Below are 20,237 nucleotides of genomic sequence, written 5' to 3'. Positions count from 1 at the left end.
AGGATTTAAGATGCGAAAAAATATAGTCATTACGGGTGCTAGTTCAGGTCTGGGCGAAGAAATGGCCCGCCAATTTGCCGCTAAAGGCCGTAATCTGGGTCTTTGCGCACGGCGCACCGACAGACTGGAAGCATTGAAAGCTGAGCTGGAAAAACAGTACCCGGACATTAAAGTGTCGATAAAAGCACTGGATGTGAATGATCATGACCAGGTATTTGAGGTTATTAAGGCGTTTAAAGCGGAATTTGGTCAACTGGATCGCATGATTGTAAATGCGGGCATGGGCAAAGGCGCCGGTATTGGCAAAGGTTATTTTGCAGCCAATAAAATGACTGCGGAGACTAATTACATTGCGGCTATGGCTCAGTGTGAAGCGGCGATGGAAATATTCCGCGAACAGAATAATGGCCATTTGGTGACTATTTCGTCGATGAGTGCGATACGGGGCATGCCAGGGGCTATGACCTCTTATGCTTCAAGTAAAGCAGCGTTGGTTGCACTGACTGAAGGCATTCGAGCTGATGTGATGCGTAAACCTATTGCAGTGAGTTGCATCATGCCTGGTTATATTCGCTCAGAACTGAATGAGAAAGTGAAAGACACGCCATATATGGTCGATACGGTGCCTGGTGTGAAAGCTATGGTGAAACAAATCGAGAAAGAAGTCGGTAGCGCTTATGTGCCCTGGTGGCCCTGGGCTCCTCTGGGTTATGTCATGAAACGTCTGCCACTAAAATGGTTACGTTACTTACTCTAGCAATTCTGCGACCATGGTCTGGTTTGTTAATTGAATGAATTTTGGCATCATAGGCAGTAATTGCAGATGCTTATACAGGATACAGAAATCAGACTATGAATATTCAAAAAACCATTGCTCTTGTAACCGCTCCTCTCGGTCTTATCTTTCTGGTTTCCGACATGGATCAGTTATGGAACATTATCGTTGCTACACAGCTTGACTGGTATAAGGCATTTCAGCCCATGGCGCTGGGTATTATACTGGGTTGTTTTGCTGGCCTTTTACGTCTTGATTTCATCCAGAAAGCGACTGTGCCGATACTCTATTTGAGTACCGCCCTTTTTACTTTTGGTGTGATAGGCTCACTGACCATTTATTTTGAACATCAGCTTTGGGTACTGGCTTTGCCAACCTTATGGCTGGCAGCACTGGCGGTTGGCTTATATGCCTTCATGGTGATGCAGCTGCGCTTCTCTGAGCGTTACAAAGAAGCGCAGAAGAAGAAAAAGCAGGAGAAATAGATGCCACAGGTTAAGCTAAACTGTGATTTGGGTGAGAGTTTCGGTGCCTACCGTATGGGCCGGGACAAGCAGGTCATGCCGCTGATAGAAATGGCAAATATTGCCTGTGGTATGCATGCTTCAGATCCCGTGACCTTACGTAATACGGTACAACTGGCTGTGGCTCATAACATTGAAATTGGTGCGCATCCCGGCTACCCGGACAAAGAAGGTTTTGGGCGCCGGGCCATGGCGTTAAGCGGTTCTGAAGTAGAAGCTCTGGTGCTCTATCAAATAGCGGCACTGGATGGGGTGTGTCGTACGGAAGGCAGCCAGGTTAGTTACGTTAAGCCCCATGGTGCGCTTTATCACGCCATGATGCAGGAGCCGGAAGTACGCCAGGCAATTTTCAAAGCCGTGTCGGATTATTGGTCGAAACCCGATCTCGTAGTTCTTGCCAGTGAACAGAACCAGAAACTGCAGGAAGAAGCTAATAACTATGCTCTGACACTGCGTTTTGAGGCATTTGCTGACCGAGCCTACAATGAAGATGGCAGTTTGCTATCGCGGGCAGAGAAAGACGCTGTGCATCATGAACAGGCAAAAGTGCTGGCCCAGGCAGAACAGATAGCAACGCAGGGCCGGGTGACTAGTATCAGCGGCAGAACCATTGAGCTTGCTGCAAGTACCCTCTGTGTGCATGGCGATAATGAAGTAGCCTTAGAAGCCGTAAGGGCGATAAAAGCCATGCTGCAAAAGCGACAGGATAGTTAAATGAGTAGTCATAAACCAACCCCGCAATTTGAACTGGCTGGGGTGAATGCAATGCTGGTGCGAATGGGTAACCAGATGCGCAGTGAAATGCCGACCTACCTGAAACAAATTCGTGATTTGCTGCTGCGCGATTATGGGGAACTTATTACCCAGGTTACTCCTGCCTATAACACGCTGTTAGTTGAATATGATCCGCGTGCCTGTCGTATGTATGATTTGCAGCAGTTGCTGGAGAAAGTACTGGCGGAAATGCCTTATGAAGAAAACGCCAGTTGTCGCAAACTGGTTGAGATTCCGGTTTGTTATGCGGCCAGCTATGCGCCGGATCTGGAGCAGGTTGCGCGTCATTGCAAATTAACAACGGATGAAGTCATCGAAATTCACAGGGCCACTGATTACCAGGTTTATGCGCTGGGTTTTGCGCCAGGTTTTGCGTATCTGGGAGAACTGGATAAACGTTTGCAAGTGCCCCGATTAGATACCCCCCGGCAGCAAGTGCCCGCAGGTGCGGTCGCTATTGCAGAGCAGCAGACTGCAGTTTACCCCAGTCAATCGCCGGGTGGCTGGAATCTGATTGGGTTTAGCCCAATGCAGTGGTTTAATTGGCAGGAAGAACCGATGACGCCCGTGGAAGTTGGTGATTGCGTACGTTTTGTGAAAGTCTCTGAAGCTGAAATGAAGTCACTTGAAAAACAAGGTATGCCGCGCACATGAGCAGAGAAGCAATAACAGGGTTTCGGGTTGTAAAACCAGGTTTTTTCAGTCTGTTACAGGATGCCGGTCGCAGTGGTTATGAACACTTGGGTGTAACCAGCGGCGGCGCTATGGATGAAATGGCAGCCAGTTGGGCTAACCGTTTGCTGGACAACCCAGCCGGTAGTACGTTAATAGAAATTACAGCTGGTGGCCTGGAGCTTGAAGCCCGTACTCAAACGATGCTTTCGGTGACTGGAGGGGATCTTAATCTGACCATTAATGATGAACCGCAGGCGCCCTGGCGCAGCTTTTGGGTCTCAACCGGAGACCGGTTGCGCTTTGCGCGTCCCCGTATAGGCTTTCGTGCTTATCTTGCGGTGCAGGGGGGCTTCCAGGTACCAGCTTCGCTGGGTAGTGCAGCAACGGTTAAGCGAGATGCTCTGGGTGGGCTGCATCAGGACGGATCTGCCTTACGTGAGGATGATTTTATAGCGGCGGGATTTTTACCCGAAGAACAGTTGCCACGACAGTTACCCGAGCGCTTCATGCCCGATTACACGGGCCCGGTAACCCTGAACATTATTCCGGGTTACCAGCAGAATGAATTCAGTAAAGAAGCCTGGCGTCAGGTATTAAAGCAGCCCTTTGAACTGGATACCCGCAGTGATCGCATGGGGGCTCGTTTATTAGGCGATGCCATAGCCAGCCCGGATTTAGCCATGTTCTCAGAAGGCATTAGTTATGCTTCAGTGCAGGTACCACCGGATGGCCAGCCTATTGTAATGCTGAACGATCGTCAGACGCTGGGGGGATACCCCAAACTGGGCAATATACTGCCGCTGGACTGTTATGCTCTGGCCCAGCGACAGCCGGGCACGGAAGTGCGTTTTGCTCATATAGGCCTGATGACAGCGCAGCAGCAAATGCGCCGTTACCTGCGTTTTTTCGGCTTGTAAGCTGAGCATAATATTGCGATCATACTAACCTTTGCTAACACGCTGTTGGAGAATACCTTTCATGGCCGAAATCGCGCCACGTGCAACGAACTTTATTCGTAAAATTATTGACCAGGACTTAGCCTCTGGTAAGCATACTCAGGTGCATACGCGTTTCCCGCCGGAGCCGAATGGTTATTTGCATATCGGTCACGCCAAGTCGATTGTGCTGAACTTTGGCATTGCAGAAGACTATCAGGGGGTATGCAATCTTCGTTTTGACGATACTAACCCACTGAAAGAAAGTGTCGAGTATATTAACTCCATCAAGCGCGATGTGAACTGGTTGGGTTACGAGTGGCAGGGTGAGCCGCGTTTCTCATCGAATTACTTTGAAGCTTTGCATGGTTTTGCGATTGAGTTGATCGAGAAAGGCCTGGCTTATGTTGATTTCTCCACTCAGGACGATATGCGAACGCTACGGGGTACTTTGACGGAAAAGGGCACTAATAGTCCGTATCGTGATACTTCAGTGGCAGACAATCTGGCTGCTTTTGAGCGCATGACCGCTGGCGAGTACAAAGAAGGCGAATGCAGTTTGCGCGCCAAAATTGATATGGCGTCGCCATTCATGTGCATGCGTGATCCTGTAATTTATCGGGTTCGTCATATTGAGCATCATCAGACTGGCAATACCTGGTGTGTTTATCCTATGTATGACTTTACCCATTGCATTTCAGATGCGCTGGAAGGCATTACACATTCTCTGTGTACACTGGAGTTTCAGGATAACCGCCGCCTGTATGACTGGGTACTGGATAATATCAGTATCGACTGTCACCCTCAGCAGATCGAGTTTTCGCGGTTGAATCTTGAATACACCATAATGAGTAAGCGTAAGCTCAATGACCTGGTCAATGAAGGGCATGTAGAAGGCTGGAATGACCCGCGTATGCCAACTATTGCGGGCTTGCGCCGTCGTGGTTATACCCCGGGTTCTATCCGTGAATTCGCGCATCGCATTGGTGTCACTAAAATGGATAACCAGGTTGAAATGGGCATATTGGAAGCCTGTATTCGTGACGATCTGAATGAACATGCGCCACGAGCGATGGCGGTACTGGATCCTATCAAGGTGGTTATCGAAAATTACCCTGAAGGTGACAGTGAAACCCTGCAAGCGGCAAATCATCCGAATGACCCGGATATGGGTACTCGTGAAGTGCCTTTTTCCAGAGAAATCTGGATTGAGCGTGAAGATTTTCGTGAGTCAGCCAATAAGAAATTCAAGCGTCTGGTACTGGATAAAGAAGTACGGCTACGTAATGCCTATGTAATTAAAGCCAAGCGTTTTGATACTGATGCTGAAGGCAATATAACTACAGTGTACTGCAGCTATGATGCGGATACCTTAGGTAAAGATCCTGCCGACGGACGTAAAGTAAAAGGCGTTATTCATTGGGTATCAGCCGCTCACGCGGTGCCTGCTGAAATACGTCTATATGACCGTCTGTTCCAGGTGGCTAATCCTGCAGCGGAAGAAAATATTGCCGATGCGTTAAACCCGAACTCGCTGCAAATAGTGCAGGGCGTGGTTGAGCCCTCTGTTGCCAAAGCTGCAGCCGAAGATGCTTTTCAGTTTGAACGAACAGGCTATTTTTGCATCGACAGCGAATTGAGCACAGCAGATAAGCTGGTGTTTAATCGCACGGTAGGTTTACGCGACAGCTGGGCGAAAATGGACCAGTCATAAGGCTACTCAGATTTATAGGTCACATTAAAAAGGGCATGCTAATAAGCATGCCCTTTTTTGTTTTAAGTAATCATGTTTTAAGTAATCATGTTTTAAGTAATCATGTTTTAAGTAACCATGTTTTAAGTAACCATGTTTTAAGTAACCATGTTTTAAGTAACCAGAAAACGGTCAATAAGTTTGGCGCCGTAGAGGCGAGACGGCGTATAAAAACCAGGTTGTAGTTTATTACGTAAAATATAAATAGTGAGTTCTACGGAACCTCTGCTGGTCAGGGTATAGCCATTTTCTACTTTCTCACGCAGGGTAATGATATCGCCCTGTGCATTACGCGCTTCACCCCAAACCCAGGTATAGTGTTGTTCCCGCTCTTTTTTATCGGGCCCTGGCGGTTGTTTAGCTAATTTCTTTTCCAGGCGCTGACGCACTAAAGGTATTTTGAAACCCCAGCGTATCCAGTTAAGGCGTTTCATACGTTTGATAAGCTTAGGGCTGGCCGGTACGTAGACTTCGATATTGGGGATCTCGGTGGTGTAGTAGGCTGTTGCGACATCGCCCCAGGGAATCGTCATCGCCATTTTATCGCCATCGCCAAAATTGATACGGCGAGTTTTAAACGCTAATGCCACGTCTTTGATTTTACCATCTTCACGCACCGCTCCACCATCGCCCAGACGGCGAATGCCGGTGAGGGCAGTACCACGACTCATGCGTGAACTGGAGTCAAAACCAAGCGCCAGATGAGTGGCATTGGGCATCTGAGCATTTAGTCGTGCTGCAATGCAGTCGGTAGGAATAACGTCAAAACCGACTCCGGGGCAGATAATGATACCGGCCTCGACTGCACGTTTACGCAGGCTGTAGGCAAGTTCGAAAACACTGATTTCACCAGTGATATCAAGGTAATGGGTTTGTGCTTTCAGACAGGCTTCGAGCATGGGCGGGGCGGTGATCTCAAAGGGACCGGCGCAATTAATAATCAAATCGATATCGTCTAGCTGTTCCGCAATGGAGTCTGGGGTATCTAATTCAAAAGCCCGCCAGGGCAGTTCAGCCCGGTTCGCCAGGGTTTCTATTTTTTGTTTGTTGCGCCCGGCTAGTACAGGTTTGTAGCCCATACGACGGGCGTGCATGGTGATGAGCTCACCGGTATAACCGGTGGCTCCATATATCATCCATTTCATTGCTTATCAGACCTCAATACGGTGATGAGATGCGTCGGCCGAGTTGTATTCACAGGTATCCGGTTTCTTGCATTCACCGTACAGGTAAAGACTGTGGTTGGTCAGCTTTATATTGTTTGCTTCGGCAACTTCCAGTTGTCGACGCTCAATGACATTGTCTTCAAACTCAATAACCCGACCGCAAGTCAGACAAACCAGGTGATCGTGATGTTCTTTTTCACTCAATTCAAAGACCGAACGTCCACCTTCAAAGTGATGACGCGTGACAATGCCTGCGTCGTCAAATTGGTTGAGTACGCGATAGACAGTAGCTAAACCGACCTCGTCTTGTTGGTCGAGTAAGATCCGATATACTTCCTCAGCACTAACGTGCTGATGATTCGGGTTCTTCAGGATGTCGAGAATTTTAATGCGCGGAGACGTTACTTTAAGACCCGCTTTTTTTAGTTCTGCGTCAGTACTCGGCATGTTCTACTCAGTTTAGTGCGTGGTAAGTTGATTATAGCCAGAACGAGCGCTGGATGAAATGAAAAAGCCGACCTTTTAGGTCGGCTTTTCCTTCTGAATTATTGAAATCAGTCTGCCAGCTCAGCTAAATACATTTCTTCTTGCAATTGTGCGCACCAGGCTTTGACGCGTTCTTTAGTGAGTTCAGGCTGACGGTCTTCGTCGATACCCAGGCCAACAAAGTGGCTGTCATCGACTAACCCCTTAGAAGCTTCGAAGTTATAACTTTCACTCGGCCAGTGGCCGACTACGATAGCACCTTTGGTTTCGACAATATCGCGTACCATGCCCATGGCATCCAGGAAGTACTCGGCGTAATCTTCCTGATCGCCACAACCAAAAATAGCTACCAGTTTATCGGTAAAATCAATCTCTTCCAGATCAGGGAAGAAGTCATCCCAGTCACACTGAGCTTCACCGTAATACCAGGTCGGAATTCCGAACAATAGCAAATCATAACCGGCAATATCTTCTTTACTGGATTTAGCAATGTCTTTGACATCGATAAGATTTTTACCCAGTTCTTTCTGGATCATGTGGGCAACAGCTTCTGTGTTGCCGGTATCGCTTCCAAAGAAAAGTCCAACGGTTGCCATAAATCAGTTATACCCGCATGTTTAATTAAATATCTTTGTCTGTCTCAGTTGCCAGCGCTTCAGTCAGTAGTTTTTCAATTAACTGACTGCGGCTTAAACCACAAGTCTCAGCACGTTCGTTCAATGCTTCGTAGACAGACTCTTCAACTTTCAGTTCAATACGACGCAAGCCCCGTTCTTTATCACGTTTAAGCTGGCGCCTTTTATTCAGCTTCATTTGTTCAGCGCGGGTGAGCGGGTTGGTTCTCGGCCGCCCAGGCCGGCGTTGATGCTGAAACAGGTCAATAGTGACCTTGTCCGTTGCTTCTTTTGCCATGTATTAGTCTAAACCGGATTCTATAACAAATTGAATGATGCCTTTCGCCAGGAAACCGGCCATACCAAGAAAGAGCACTATCCATACCGCAATGCGGCCGAACTTAGGGACATCGCCTTTTTTCAGGACGTCCTGAATGGCTAAGCCTATCAACAGAAAGAGGACAGCAATTGCCAGATTGGTCAGCAGCCCTTCAATTTGTTCAAAATATTCAGATAACATGGCATTACCTCAATCAAATCGGCGCATATAGTAGCACAACGCTGATTTTGAAGCGAGAGCTCAGGACTAATGTTGGCCGATAAAATCAGCAACCAAACGATTAAATTCCGTGGGTTTTTCAGCATGAAGCCAATGGCCTGCACCTTCAATAGTCTCTGCGGTTGCTCGCGGAAAGCGGGGCGCAATTTCGTCACGGTGACTTTGCTGAACATAATCAGATTTCTCGCCCCGAATAAAAAGCACCGGGCCGTTGTATTGTCCTTCGCTGGTGGGGGCGCCGATTAATTTTTCATAATTGGCTTTCAGCGCAGCCAGATTAAAGCGCCAAAACCAGTTGTCGCCGTCCTTACGCAGATTTTTAAGCAAAAATTGGCGTACGCCTTTTTCGTTGATCGTTTTTGCCAGCTCTTTATCCGCTTCTTGTCGGTTTTCCAGGCTTTCCACGTCAATGGCGCATAAAGCGTCGATAATTTCAGTGTGGCGGGCGTCGTAGGCTACCGGCGCAATATCAGCGATAACCAGGGAGCGCACCTGACTGGGGTGACGCAGTGCAATTTCCATAGCTATTTTACCGCCCATGGAGTGGCCAAGCAGGTGAAATTTGTCCAGATCGAGCTCTTTTGTAATGGCGATGACATCGTCAGCCATATCGGCATAATCCATATCATCACAATGCGGTGACTGGCCGTGGTTGCGCACATCAATATTAATTACCTGATAATCATCGCTCAGACTGCGGCTGATACTTTTCAGGTTGTCCAAATCACCAAATAAACCATGAATAAGGATAACCGGGGTGCCCGAACCGCTGGATTCGTAATTCAGTTGCATAGGAAGAAGTCTCCTGTTGGGGTATGCATACGCCATCAATAACTTACATTGTCGCTCAGCTGAATCAACGGTGCAATCAGGGACTTGCTTAAGGTATAATTGCGCGCATTCGGAAAACCGTCGTGAGCAGTCCATGAAACGTATAGAAATTGATGAAGATATTTACACTTACATAGCCGCTAACACTGAACATATCGGTGAGAGTGCATCGGACATTTTACGCCGCCTGCTAAAGCTTGAGAAGAACTCTTCTGCGCAGCAAGCTGCCGTAGGGAGTGCAGCTCCACTCCAGTCCGGTCGGGTATTTGATATCATGACCAGCGAAGACCTGGCGACTGAAAAAAGCGCTGTGGCCCGCTTTTTGTTTATTTTGTCTATGCTTTATCGTAGTCATAATGAAGACTTTCGTGCAGTACTGGACATTAAAGGGCGTGATCGTATTTATTTTGCTACCAGCGAAGAGGCATTGCTGACTAGCGGTAATAGCACGAACCCTAAGCAGATCCCGCAATCTCCGTACTGGGTGATTACCAATAATAACACCACCAAGAAAAAATCAATGCTGACGTCTGTCGCCCGGGAATTAGGTTACAGTGACAGCGAAGCAGAAAAAATCAGGGACTTTTTATAATATGAGTGTGCATGCAAGAGCGGGGCAAAAAGCCCAGGTAAATGATTTGACGAATATTGCGCAATTGATGACGCAGTATTACGTGCGTGAACCTGATATGCGTGAACGGTCACAAAAAGTGAGTTTTGGCACCTCAGGACACCGGGGCAGTGCTTTGTCCGGCTCTTTTAATGAAACTCATATTCTGGCTATCAGCCAGGCTATTTGCGTGTATCGCAAGGAAAACGGCATTGATGGGCCTTTAATGCTGGGTAAAGACACGCATGCCTTATCAGAATCGGCTTTTGCTACAGCACTTGAAGTCTTCATTGGTAACGGCGTTGAAGTTCATGTTCAGGAAGGTTTGGGTTACACGCCCACACCGGTTATCAGTCAGCAAATCATTCGTTATAACCGCGGTCGCAAAGAAGGCCTGGCGGATGGAGTGGTGATCACGCCGTCCCATAATCCACCTCAGGATGGTGGCTTTAAATACAATCCTCCCCACGGTGGACCGGCAGACAGTGAAGTAACCCGTCGCATTGAAGAGTATGCCAACGCCCTTATTGTCAGTAATCTGATGGCGGTGGATGTGGTGTCGTATGCAGAAGCGCTGGATTCTGAACTCTGTAAACGCAAAAACTGGATTAACAGTTATGTGCAGGCGCTCAGTGATGTTATTGATATTGAAGCTATTCGCAAAGCGGGTATTCGTATTGGGGTAGATGCTTTAGGTGGTTCTGGCAGCGCCTATTGGCGTGCTATTCGCGATACGCTGGGATTAGACATTACTATCTTCAATGACCATGTTGACCCGGCTTTTTCTTTTATGACACTGGACAAAGACGGCAGTATTCGTATGGATTGTTCGTCACCTTATGCGATGGCCAGCCTGGTGCAGATGAAAGACGATTTTGACGTTGCTGTAGGGAATGACCCGGATTATGACCGTCATGGCATAGTAACTCCTGATGGGTTAATGAAGCCCAATCATTACCTGTCAGTCGCTATAGATTATCTGGGTCGCAACCGGTCGTGGAAGCAGACCGCAGCAGTGGGTAAAACACTGGTCTCCAGCGCCATTATCGACCGCGTGGTAGCTGCGTTAGGCCGGCCTCTGATGGAAGTACCGGTAGGTTTTAAGTGGTTTGCCCAGGGCTTAGGAGATGGTTCTTTAATCTTTGCTGGCGAAGAAAGCGCTGGTGCCAGTTTCCTGGATAAAAAAGGCGAAGCCTGGAGCACCGATAAAGACGGTATTATTATGTGTTTGCTGGCCGCCGAAATTCAGGCTGTCAGCGGCAAATCTGCAAGCCAGTATTATGCGGCGCTGGAAGCTGAACATGGCACTTCTTATTATGCGCGTACCGACACTAAAGCCAGTGTTGAACAGATGGATGCTTTTCAGAAACTGCCTGAAATGAAGATTGAGTTAAGCGAATTTGGCGGTGAAAAAGTGACTGCAATACTGACCAAAGCGCCTGGTAATAAAGCGCTTTTTGGCGGGCTTAAAGTGGTCATTGAGAATGGCTGGTTTGCAGCTCGTCCTTCAGGCACTGAGCCGCTTTATAAAATCTATGCCGAGAGCCTGAAAAGTGCTGAGCATTTAGCGCAGATTCAGCAGCAGGCACAGGCTCTGGTCGATAAACTACTTAGCTAATTTTACTCTATTTAGTCCTGTTCCGGTTTGGTGCTGGGTCTGATTTCAGGCGCATCGTCAACCGGAACATGGGGACGTTCGTCTTCATCCTGATCGTCCCCCGCATCTTCTACCAGTGAACTTAACAACTCTTCAGACAGCTGCGCCGGCGCCAGGTTGGTAAGCACTGAATGGCTTTGTTCTTTTGCTTTGGCCCGCTGTGTAGTGCGATACATAGCGTAAAGACTGATAGTCAGAGTTAAGCCAGCAATTAGGAAAAAGAACGCCTCAACGGCACCGAATTGCATTAAAGCCGCTACTGAAGGAGCTCCAATAATGGCGCCTATACCGCCTACCTTAATAATAGAGCCAGTGGCACCAATCATTTGATCCGTTTCCAGGTAATCATTGGTGTGTGCCATAGCCAGTGAGTAAACCGGTAGCAGGCAGCCACCTAAAATTGCCATAAAGAAGAATATCAGTAGTGGGGTTGTACCATCCAGCTGAGAGAGTACTAGTGCTGCAATGCTGCCAACAGCGGCAACTCCAGCCAATACCATACGACGATCAATGCGGTCGGAAAGCAAACCTACCGGAGCTTGCAGTACTAAGCCGCCAAAAATAAAAGCCGCCATAAAAATAGTTACCTGGGGCACACTCAAACCGATATAAATGGCGTACATGGGTCCAATGCCATAAAACATGGCGTAACAGGCCTGGATAATAAAAGCAGCGGCGATACCAAGGGGAGCCTGTTTCAGCAAAAATCGAATAGGCACCTTGCGCGGCGAATGGGTGGTGGGTTCTACTGATATAGCAATTAGAATAGGTATCAGCGAGAGATTAATAAGCATCGCGATGATAACAAAAGGCACAAAGGTGGCAGGATCAGCAATGCCCAGAATCAGTTGTCCTGCGATCAGACCGCCGTAAATAAGCACCAGATATACCGATAACATAGTGCCGCGGTTGCGGTTATCGGCCATGGTATTGAGCCAGCTTTCTGCAATTACAAACATGGCGGATATCGCGAAACCACTAAGGAAACGGGCGACGAACCAAACTGTTGGTTCAACCCAGATAGACTGAATTAATACTGCGATTGAAGCCAGCGCGGCCAGTCCGCCAAAAGCACGAATATAGCCGACACGGCGAATATCTTTAGGTGCTCTGGTGGTTCCAAACAGGAAGCCAATAAAGTAGGCTGACATAATAATGCCAGTGGTCATGGTCGAAAAGCCTTCAATCGTGGCTCTAAGACTTAGCAGTGTACTGGTCATGCCGACGCATAAACCAATCAACGTCATGGTGCTAAGTAGTGAGCTGACAGCTTTCAACTGTTGTTTTAACATTATTTACATATTCCTGAGCAAACAAAAATCTCTAACAATAGCGGTACTTTAGCAGTTGCAGGGCGCACAGGCTAGCTTGCTAAGTGGTTATCCACAGGTTGTCACTTGCCCCCGCTGCGCAGGCTGTTTATTATCCTGTAAGATACTTAAAAATAGGCGAATATTGTGCGGCATTGGTGGTTAATTCTGATTGCGTGCTGGAGCTTTTCACTAAGCGCAGACGAAGTAACAGATCTTTATGAAAGCCGGATTGAAGTAGCGACCCAATCACGGGATGACAGGCAGGACGCCTTGCGTGAAGCTTTTTCTTCTGTATTGATTAAAGTTTCAGGTCAACGTGATGTATTAGAGCGCCCAGAGGTAAGTCGTCAACTTAGTCAGGCAACTAATTATCTGGTTCAGTACAGCTACGTGACAGAACGTCAACAGCTCTACTTACGTGCTCAGTTTGATGAGCAGCGCATTGAAGAGTTGCTGCGGCGGGCTAATGCTAGTTACTGGAGCGCGCGCAGGCCGAACATTATCTTCTGGATTGCACAGGAAACACAGCGTGGTGCACGCCTGATCGGTCGTGACGCCGATTCAGAGATTGTTCCGGCTATGCGTCGGCAGGCTCATCAGCGTGGGCTACCTATTTCTTTTCCTCTACTGGATTTAACTGACTTGTCCAATTTGTCAGCCAGTGATGTGTGGGGCCGTTTTGAACGTCCAGTACAGGAGGCCAGTCGGCGTTATCCGTCAGACGGCTTGGTCATGGTAAGAGTACAGGAAGGCGATAACGGGCAGGGTTATCTTGCTCAATGGACTTTGATAGTAGGTAATACTCGTCGCAGTGGCCAGGTGGATACAGAAGATCTGAATGGTATCGGAATGGCCGTTGTGGATAGTGTAACTGATAGGGTAGCGGCTGAATATGCGGTCTCATATAGTGAGACCGAAGCCAGTGAATTTACTATTCGGATTATTAATCTGCAGGATCTGGAAAGCGTATTATTAGTTGAAAGCCTGCTGCGGCGACTTGCTTCTGTAGAGCAGGCGACACTTGCTCGTTATCACCAGGGCACGGCCGAGTTCAGGTTGCAACTGATTGGCGATATGCGGCGTGCTTTGCAGGCTCTTGAATTGGATAATCGCATGCAGCGGGTGGAAGATCCCTGGAGCGTAACGGCCAGCCCGGTACTGGAGTATCGATGGCTGCGTTAGCAACAACGGGTACCCAGCTGGCGCTCCCGGTTCAACTACCGGATGACGCTTTGTTTACCACCTTTGAGGAAGGCAATAACAGCGAACTTATAGCGACGCTGAAAGCGCTATTGTCAGTGCAGACTCAGACACCGCTATTGTATCTATGGGGACGCACGGGTTGTGGTAAAACACATTTGCTGCATGCTGCTTGTACCGCTGCCAGTCAGGCTGGACAACAAGTTATGTATATTCCTTTGCGGGAGCTTACCGACACGGCACATATTTCTTTATTACAGGGGTTGGATAACTACGACCTGGTGTGTCTGGATGATATCGATGCGGTAACTCACTCTGCGGTTTGGTGCGACGCTTTATTTGCGCTGTATAACCGATTGTCAGATAGTGAAGGGTGTCGATTATTAATCAGCGCCCGTAATTCAGCTTCCGCCATAGAGGTTGCCTTACCGGATTTGCGCTCACGACTTCAGGCCGCAGCACCTTATGCGATAAAGTTGCTCTCGGATGAAGCTAAAGTGAAGGCCTTACAGACTCATGCTGAAGCGCGAGGATTGCAGTTGGAAGGGGAGGTTGGGCATTTTATGCTGCAACGGCTAAGCCGGGATATGCATGAATTAATGACTGTTCTGAATCGGCTGGATAAGGCGTCCATGGCTGAACAAAGAAGGCTGACAGTGCCTTTTGTCAAAAAAACACTGTCAATCTGAAATTAAGGTTGTTTACCTGCATTGGTGACACTGTCTTTCTTTTTTAATCCTAATCCTTGTTCTCGACCCGCATAACGTGCGTAAAACGTGGCTCCAATGAATGACAGAGTTACCAGTATTAGTTCAATTGCGGCCAGCCAACGTTGCTCGGGGTATATATACAAAACGGTCAGACTGTGCAGGAAATAAAGCATCAGAATGAAATTAGCCCAGGCATGGGTGTATGGCTTACCCTGTAAAATACCTTTCAACGGAAATAGTAGCGGTACCACCCACATAAATAATGTCAGCGGCATGGATAAAAACTCACTGGGTGCCAGCCAGCTGTGCCATAACAAGACGAAAATCAGCAGACCAGGGTAACTAATCAGGGTGAGGCGGCGATAAAACTCAGAGTTAACAGGCATCAGGCGAATAACTCCAGTACAGCTTCCGGGGGCCGGCCAATGCGGGCATTGCCTTTGTACAGAACAATAGGGCGCTCAATAAGTTTTGGATGCTCATGCATCAGGCTAATAAGTTCTGCATCACTGCTGTCTTTGTTTGCCAGCTCCAGCTCTTTATAAATAGTTTCTTTCTTGCGGAGCAGATCACTGGCGCGCATGTCCAGGCGTTGTAAAATATCTTTCAGCGTTTTTTCTGATGGTGGGTTCTTCAGATACTCAACCACCTCGGGCTGCAGATTTTGTTGTCTGAGTAACTCCAGCGTCTGCCGGCTTTTAGAGCAGCGTGGATTGTGGTAAATGATCAGGTCGCTCATAAGGTGTCTCCGGACCGTTCAGTACGAATGAGAGGTGCATGGTAACTGATTTCAGCGCATAGCTGAATACTACATGCGCATGACGCGCTCACGATCGCGTTCTAATTTACGCATTTGCTCGATTCTTCCGCGAATACGTTGACGGGACAAGGTTCTGTCTTCGGCTACTTTGCTATGAGCGTTGTTCAACTCCTCAATAGCCAGCTCAAAATTACCGGTTAATGCGAATATCTCAGCCTGCGCTTCATGCATAGACACCGCATCGCCTGCTCCCTGATGTGCTTCCTGCAGGAGTTGGTAAGCGACCCGGTCATCGCGGTTACGCATAATAAATTCATTCAGTATTTTCACTGATAAGTCATATTGCTGGGCTTCGTTAGCAGCGAAAGCCAGGTTAAGTGTTAACACCTGATTATTAGGACGTCGTATATAGGCCTGAGTCAGAAATTCGACAATTTCTTCGTAGCGCCCCTGTTTTATCCAGGTATCGGTAATGGTATCTATATAAAATAAATTCAGACGGTCTTCTTCATGCAGTGCCATTAAAATTTTGTCGGCTTCAGCAAGGCGTTCTAATTCGTAGAGCGCTAACGCCTGAGCATAACGCGCAGCTGCTTTAGTATTAGAGTGACTAGCCCGTTCTTCGTTAGTACGAGCCTGACTTAATGCATTGCGGGCGCTGGTATTGGTATAACGTACCTTGACCCGGGCTTTTGCCAGCTCGAATTGTAGCGAGGGTTCCAGGTTCGGTTGTCCCAGTTGCTGTGCCCGCTCTCGGGTATCAGCGATGCGCGATTCTGGTAGTGGATGGGTCACCAGGTACTGGGGTACCTGGGTTGAATAACGGTAACGTGAAGCCAGTCGTCCAAAGAAGCGGGGGGCTCCATGGGGGTCAAAGCCAGCTCTGGCTAGCGTTGCCATACCAAATCGATCGGCTTCAATCTCAAACTGACGGGTGTAGTTTATTTGTCGCTGCTGAATACCCGCTATGCTACCGGTCATGACCGCCATGCCCAGTTGCGGGTTAGCCATCGCGAGTACTATACCCCCGATTATTTGTGCAAAAGATACTGGAGCGGCTTCATTCATACGCTCCATATTACGGGCTATATGACGCTGGGTAACATGCGCAATTTCATGCGCAACGACGGAGGCGAGTTCGGACTCATCTTCGGCATTTTCAATAAGACCGGTATGAATGCCTACATGCCCACCGAGAAAGGCAAAGGCGTTGATACTGCTGTCGCGAACCCAGAAAAAATGGAACGGAAAACGCACATTATCGGCATGCAGCACCAGGCGGTTGCCTAAATCGCTGAGGTACTCTCGCAACACTGGGTCCTCTGCCAACGGAGCCTGGGCTCGTATTTGACGTATATAAAAATCACCCAGCAATCGCTCACGATCGATAGACATAGTGCCAGCACCTGCGGTACCTATAGTGGGTAACTCGGAGCGTTGGTTAGCTTTTACTGGGTCTATAGTTACCAGAATAAGCAGCAGATAAGTCGTAGCAAAGACTATAAATTTTGAAGCTAGTTTGAAACCCATGCAGATCTTCGATTCCCTTTAAAACATGTAAAAGTCTAAGACTGTTACTGGCTGATGTCGATAGCTCGGTGTTAAGATGTAGTTATTGGATTTTAAACAGGTGCCTTATGTTCGATTATATTCGAAATTGGTTTCAACGTCGCTTTTCTGACCCTAATACCATAACTCTGACGATTTTATTGGTAATTGGTTTCAGTTTGATTGTCTTCTGGGGCAATATCCTCGCACCTTTTCTGGTCGCCGCTGTTTTTGCCTATTTACTCGAATGGCCTGTGAGTGGCTTGCGGCGTCTGGGTATCAGACGCACTATAGCGGCCATGGTGGTTTTTATCGCCTTCATCACCCTGATGTTACTGCTGACTATTTTCCTCGTGCCTGTTGTCTGGGAACAAAGTTTTAATCTTATCAGAGAGCTGCCACAAATAGCCCAGGCCTGGGATGATTTAATGGACCAGGCACAGGAGTATGCCCCCGCATTTATTGAGCCGCAACAAATACAGGCATTTACAGAAACTATAACCAACCGGTTATTAAGCTTTGGTGAGACTTTGCTGGCTCAGTCAGTAACTTCGCTGGTCAATGTATTCACTATTTTGATTTATGTAATTATTGTGCCCTTGTTAGTGTTCTTTATGTTGAAAGATAAAGACATACTGCTGGAGCATTTTAACCGCATCCTGCCGGCTCAGCGGCGTCTTATTTCTCAGGTTGGCTGGGAAATGAACGTGCAAACTCGCAACTATATTCGAGGTAAGGCGTTGGAAATTGTCATTGTCGGCGTGGTTACTTATATAGTGCTTACCTTGTTTGGCCTGCGTTATGCGGCATTAATGGCAACTCTGGTTGGTTTTTCTGTATTAATCCCCTACATCGGTGCTGCGGTAGTTACTGTACCGCTGGCGTTAGTCGGGCTGTTTCAATTTGGTATTTCTGGCACCTTATTCTGGTTAATTACGGCATACCTTATTATTCAGGCGCTGGATGGCAATCTGCTGGTGCCTTTACTGTTCTCCGAGGCGGTCAGTCTGCACCCGGTGTATATCATTGCAGCAGTGCTGGTGTTTGGTGCTTTCTGGGGTTTTTGGGGCGTTTTCTTCGCTATACCCCTGGCCAGTCTGGTAAAAGCGGTGATTACTGCTTTTTCAGAACAACGTCAGCTACAGGAACAGGAAGAAGAAAAACGCGAATCGGCCGCTGAAGCGGAAGTAGCGGGTAAGTGAAAGATGCTTTCTATTTAGGCTTTAGCTTAAATTAATGTCAATATTCTGTTAAAAAGCGTCGTATCTCAATCTGGATTTATAGAACAAAGTTCAGTAGTATCTTTGGCATTATAAATAAAACCGTTAACAAGGAAGTTCCTTATGAAACGAATATTAAGTTTACTGGCCGGCCTGCTTATAACCAGTACTGCTTCAGCGGAAACGCAGGCTGTGCCTACACTTGAAGACTACGCACGTCACGCCCATATAATAACAGCGAAAATATCTCCTAATGGCACTTACCTGGCGTTTACTAATCGAGATGACGAAGGAATAGTGCGCCTCGCTGTGCTTGAGCGTGAAACTATGGAGCCGCTGTCAAATGCAGAACTGACAGGTAATGATTCCATTAGTGACTTTAACTGGGCAACGGATGAACGCCTGATTATTAACGTAGCTCGTGAGCGAGGCACTTTTGAAGGCGCGCGACCAACAGGCGAGCTTTATGCTATGAATGCCGATGGTACGCGGCCTGTAATGCTGACCGGTCGACGTTCTGAATCACGAGATCGTGCATCAACTTCTGTGCTGGACTGGTTGCCAAATGATGACTTAAGGGTGCTGATCTCAAGTTTTTCCTGGGAAAGTCGTGAACCTGTTATGGAAGTTTACCGCATGCGCGTGGATACGGGTCATAAACGCCTTGTGGATCGCGCGCCGTTGCGAGCTGGTCGTGGTAGTGGGGTTCGTGTGTTAACGGATCGTGATGGAAACCTGAGAGTAGCCATAGGGATGGATAGCAGCGCTGAAGTTAATGAGAATGTCATTCTTTTCCGTCCGGAACCGGATGCCGACTGGGAAGAACTGCAGCGTCAAGTGAGCTTTCAGAATTCTTTTGAACCCCTGGCTTTTAGCGAGGACAATCAAAGTCTTTATGCACTTAGCCAACTACAGCAAGACACCACTGCACTGTCTTTATTTGATTTGAAGACGGGGGAGGAAGAAGTTTTAGTTAGCCATCCTTACGTTGATTTGTCACCTATATTCAGTCTTCGTGGAGGCCGTGCTAATGAGATTATCGGAGCTTCCTATGAATTCGACGTATTGGATAGTGTGTTTTTTGGCGGTATTGAAGACGTAAGTTTCAGCCAGGCATATCAGGGTTTGGAGCAGGCATTTCCCGATCAGCAAGTAACTATTACGTCGGCGACCCGGGATGATAATCTGATGGTGGTGTCAGTAGGTTCGGCAAATCACATTCGTCAGTTTTATCTGTTTGATATTGAGGCTGGCCAACTCGTAAATCTATTTACAGGTAGTCCCTGGTTGGCGGAAAAGGCATTGCCGCAGACTGAAATCATAACTTATGAAGCACGTGATGGATTGTTAATTCAGGGGTTATTAACCCTGCCAGTAAATGCTTCTTCAGACTTGCCATTGGTGATGCTACCGCATGGTGGCCCGCACGGGGTTCGTGACAGTATTCGCAGTATGGACCGTGATGCAAAAGTATTGGCAAGTCATGGGTATGCTGTTTTGCAGCCTAATTTCCGTGGTTCGGGAGGTTTCGGTGGTGAGTTTTTAAGAGCTGGTTTCCGAAACTGGGGCACGAGCATGATTGATGACATGACCGATGGGGTAATGCACCTGATAGAAGGCGGAACTGTAAATCAGGAGCGCGTTTGTGTGTATGGCGGCTCTTACGGTGGCTATGCGGCGTTAATGAGTGCAGTAAGAGAGCCGGAGCTATATAAGTGCGCTATTGGTTTCGTGGGAGTTTATGATCTGCCCTTGATGTTTGATGCAGGCGATATTCCTGAGTCCGGATTTGGCCAGAACTACTTAAATCTTGTCCTGGGTAATGATCAGGAAGCATTGGAAGGGCAGTCGCCTTTACATCGAATTGACGAATTAAAAGCCCCTGTTTTTATTATTCATGGAGCCAGGGATGAGCGGGTTCCCATTGAGCATGCCAACCGTCTTCGTGACGCGTTGGAGGAGCGAGACCATCCTTATGAATGGTTGGTTAAATCGCGTGAGGGACACGGTTTTGTCAAACCTGAGAATAACGTCGAACGCTGGGAGCGCATGCTAGACTTTCTGAATCGCTATATCGGTGAAGAAGCGGAGCTGGCAAGTAGCGAACTCGATTAAGTTACTCATACA

General features: G+C 47.8%; 22 protein-coding genes. 12 read left to right on the top strand and 10 right to left on the bottom strand.

Translation table 11 applies throughout. The features are described 5' to 3' along the window. The first annotated feature begins 10 nt into the window (after positions 1-10). The 6 genes from CWE09_RS04065 (at position 11) to glnS (ending at position 5,397) form a co-directional block, all read left to right on the top strand. Positions 11-757 carry an SDR family oxidoreductase gene (locus CWE09_RS04065; protein ID WP_126802729.1) on the top strand — a complete coding sequence of 249 codons (747 nt, stop codon included), beginning with the start codon at positions 11-13 and terminating at the stop codon, positions 755-757. Positions 758-852: 95 nt separating this feature from the next. After that, on the top strand, positions 853-1,260 hold the full coding sequence (locus CWE09_RS04060) for a hypothetical protein (protein WP_126802728.1): 408 nt from the start codon (positions 853-855) through the stop codon (positions 1,258-1,260). Next, on the top strand, positions 1,261-2,013 hold the full coding sequence (locus CWE09_RS04055; RefSeq protein ID WP_126802727.1) for a 5-oxoprolinase subunit PxpA: 753 nt from the start codon (positions 1,261-1,263) through the stop codon (positions 2,011-2,013). Then, the gene (gene pxpB / locus CWE09_RS04050) at positions 2,014-2,727 is read left to right on the top strand and encodes a 5-oxoprolinase subunit PxpB (protein WP_126802726.1); all 714 of its coding nucleotides are present in this window, start codon (positions 2,014-2,016) and stop codon (positions 2,725-2,727) included. It begins immediately after the preceding gene. Continuing rightward, positions 2,724-3,665, top strand: a complete 942-nt coding sequence (locus CWE09_RS04045) for a 5-oxoprolinase subunit C family protein (protein WP_126802725.1) — start codon at positions 2,724-2,726, stop codon at positions 3,663-3,665. Before pxpB ends, CWE09_RS04045 begins: the two co-directional genes overlap by 4 nt. A gap of 61 nt (positions 3,666-3,726) precedes the next feature. After that, positions 3,727-5,397 (top strand): glutamine--tRNA ligase, encoded by a 1,671-nt coding sequence (gene glnS / locus CWE09_RS04040; protein ID WP_126802724.1) that lies wholly within the window; start codon positions 3,727-3,729, stop codon positions 5,395-5,397. Between the two features lie 152 nt (positions 5,398-5,549). On the opposite strand, the gene CWE09_RS04035 is transcribed toward glnS, so the two are convergent. The 6 genes from CWE09_RS04035 to CWE09_RS04010 all read right to left on the bottom strand — a co-directional run bounded on the left by CWE09_RS04035 (position 5,550) and on the right by CWE09_RS04010 (position 9,053). Then, positions 5,550-6,581 carry a saccharopine dehydrogenase family protein gene (locus CWE09_RS04035; RefSeq protein WP_126802723.1) on the bottom strand — a complete coding sequence of 344 codons (1,032 nt, stop codon included), beginning with the start codon at positions 6,579-6,581 and terminating at the stop codon, positions 5,550-5,552. Between the two features lie 6 nt (positions 6,582-6,587). Then, positions 6,588-7,049, bottom strand: a complete 462-nt coding sequence (fur, locus tag CWE09_RS04030; protein WP_126802722.1) for a ferric iron uptake transcriptional regulator — start codon at positions 7,047-7,049, stop codon at positions 6,588-6,590. A gap of 107 nt (positions 7,050-7,156) precedes the next feature. Next, the gene (gene fldA / locus CWE09_RS04025) at positions 7,157-7,684 is read right to left on the bottom strand and encodes a flavodoxin FldA (protein WP_126802721.1); all 528 of its coding nucleotides are present in this window, start codon (positions 7,682-7,684) and stop codon (positions 7,157-7,159) included. A gap of 25 nt (positions 7,685-7,709) precedes the next feature. Continuing rightward, positions 7,710-8,000 (bottom strand): LexA regulated protein, encoded by a 291-nt coding sequence (gene ybfE / locus CWE09_RS04020; protein ID WP_126802720.1) that lies wholly within the window; start codon positions 7,998-8,000, stop codon positions 7,710-7,712. 3 nt (positions 8,001-8,003) lie between these two features. After that, positions 8,004-8,222: a DUF2788 domain-containing protein gene (locus tag CWE09_RS04015; protein ID WP_126802719.1), complete on the bottom strand. Its 219-nt coding sequence runs from the start codon at positions 8,220-8,222 to the stop codon at positions 8,004-8,006. Positions 8,223-8,288: 66 nt separating this feature from the next. After that, positions 8,289-9,053 carry an alpha/beta fold hydrolase gene (locus tag CWE09_RS04010; protein WP_126802718.1) on the bottom strand — a complete coding sequence of 255 codons (765 nt, stop codon included), beginning with the start codon at positions 9,051-9,053 and terminating at the stop codon, positions 8,289-8,291. A 133-nt stretch (positions 9,054-9,186) separates the two neighbouring features. On the opposite strand from CWE09_RS04010, the gene seqA reads away from it, so the two are divergent. Both seqA and pgm read left to right on the top strand, forming a co-directional pair. Continuing rightward, positions 9,187-9,684, top strand: coding sequence for a replication initiation negative regulator SeqA (gene seqA, locus CWE09_RS04005; RefSeq protein WP_126802717.1), 498 nt, complete (start codon positions 9,187-9,189; stop codon positions 9,682-9,684). A gap of 1 nt (position 9,685) precedes the next feature. Next, positions 9,686-11,320 (top strand): phosphoglucomutase (alpha-D-glucose-1,6-bisphosphate-dependent), encoded by a 1,635-nt coding sequence (gene pgm, locus CWE09_RS04000; RefSeq protein ID WP_126802716.1) that lies wholly within the window; start codon positions 9,686-9,688, stop codon positions 11,318-11,320. A gap of 11 nt (positions 11,321-11,331) precedes the next feature. Here pgm and CWE09_RS03995 read toward each other — a convergent pair whose 3' ends face one another. Continuing rightward, entirely contained in the window at positions 11,332-12,651 is a 1,320-nt protein-coding gene (locus CWE09_RS03995) for an MFS transporter (RefSeq protein ID WP_126802715.1), read from the bottom strand. A 165-nt stretch (positions 12,652-12,816) separates the two neighbouring features. Between CWE09_RS03995 and CWE09_RS03990 the strand changes: the two genes are divergently transcribed. Together CWE09_RS03990 and hda are read left to right on the top strand one after the other, a co-directional pair. Next, positions 12,817-13,854 carry a DUF2066 domain-containing protein gene (locus tag CWE09_RS03990; protein ID WP_157982805.1) on the top strand — a complete coding sequence of 346 codons (1,038 nt, stop codon included), beginning with the start codon at positions 12,817-12,819 and terminating at the stop codon, positions 13,852-13,854. Then, positions 13,842-14,561 (top strand): DnaA regulatory inactivator Hda, encoded by a 720-nt coding sequence (hda, locus tag CWE09_RS03985; protein WP_126802713.1) that lies wholly within the window; start codon positions 13,842-13,844, stop codon positions 14,559-14,561. Before CWE09_RS03990 ends, hda begins: the two co-directional genes overlap by 13 nt. Positions 14,562-14,563: 2 nt before the next feature. On the opposite strand, the gene CWE09_RS03980 is transcribed toward hda, so the two are convergent. From CWE09_RS03980 to bepA, 3 genes are all read right to left on the bottom strand, one after another. After that, complete coding sequence (locus CWE09_RS03980) at positions 14,564-14,968, bottom strand: DUF2069 domain-containing protein (protein WP_126802712.1); 405 nt, start codon at positions 14,966-14,968, stop codon at positions 14,564-14,566. Further along, positions 14,968-15,321 (bottom strand): arsenate reductase (glutaredoxin), encoded by a 354-nt coding sequence (arsC, locus tag CWE09_RS03975; RefSeq protein ID WP_126802711.1) that lies wholly within the window; start codon positions 15,319-15,321, stop codon positions 14,968-14,970. The genes CWE09_RS03980 and arsC overlap by 1 nt, the downstream gene beginning before the upstream one ends. A 69-nt stretch (positions 15,322-15,390) precedes the next feature. Continuing rightward, positions 15,391-16,872 (bottom strand): beta-barrel assembly-enhancing protease, encoded by a 1,482-nt coding sequence (bepA, locus tag CWE09_RS03970; RefSeq protein ID WP_126802710.1) that lies wholly within the window; start codon positions 16,870-16,872, stop codon positions 15,391-15,393. Positions 16,873-16,979: 107 nt separating this feature from the next. Here bepA and CWE09_RS03965 point away from each other — a divergent pair, with 107 nt between their 5' ends. Together CWE09_RS03965 and CWE09_RS03960 are read left to right on the top strand one after the other, a co-directional pair. Beyond that, positions 16,980-18,092 carry an AI-2E family transporter gene (locus CWE09_RS03965; RefSeq protein ID WP_126802709.1) on the top strand — a complete coding sequence of 371 codons (1,113 nt, stop codon included), beginning with the start codon at positions 16,980-16,982 and terminating at the stop codon, positions 18,090-18,092. A gap of 141 nt (positions 18,093-18,233) precedes the next feature. After that, positions 18,234-20,225: a S9 family peptidase gene (locus tag CWE09_RS03960; protein ID WP_126802708.1), complete on the top strand. Its 1,992-nt coding sequence runs from the start codon at positions 18,234-18,236 to the stop codon at positions 20,223-20,225. Positions 20,226-20,237: the final 12 nt, after the last annotated feature.

The organism is Aliidiomarina minuta (genome assembly GCF_003987145.1).
In the GTDB taxonomy this organism is placed as follows: Bacteria; Pseudomonadota; Gammaproteobacteria; order Enterobacterales; family Alteromonadaceae; genus Aliidiomarina; species Aliidiomarina minuta.
The sequence above is the reverse complement of the archived record's forward strand: the minus strand, read 5'-3'. Positions and strand labels throughout refer to the sequence as shown.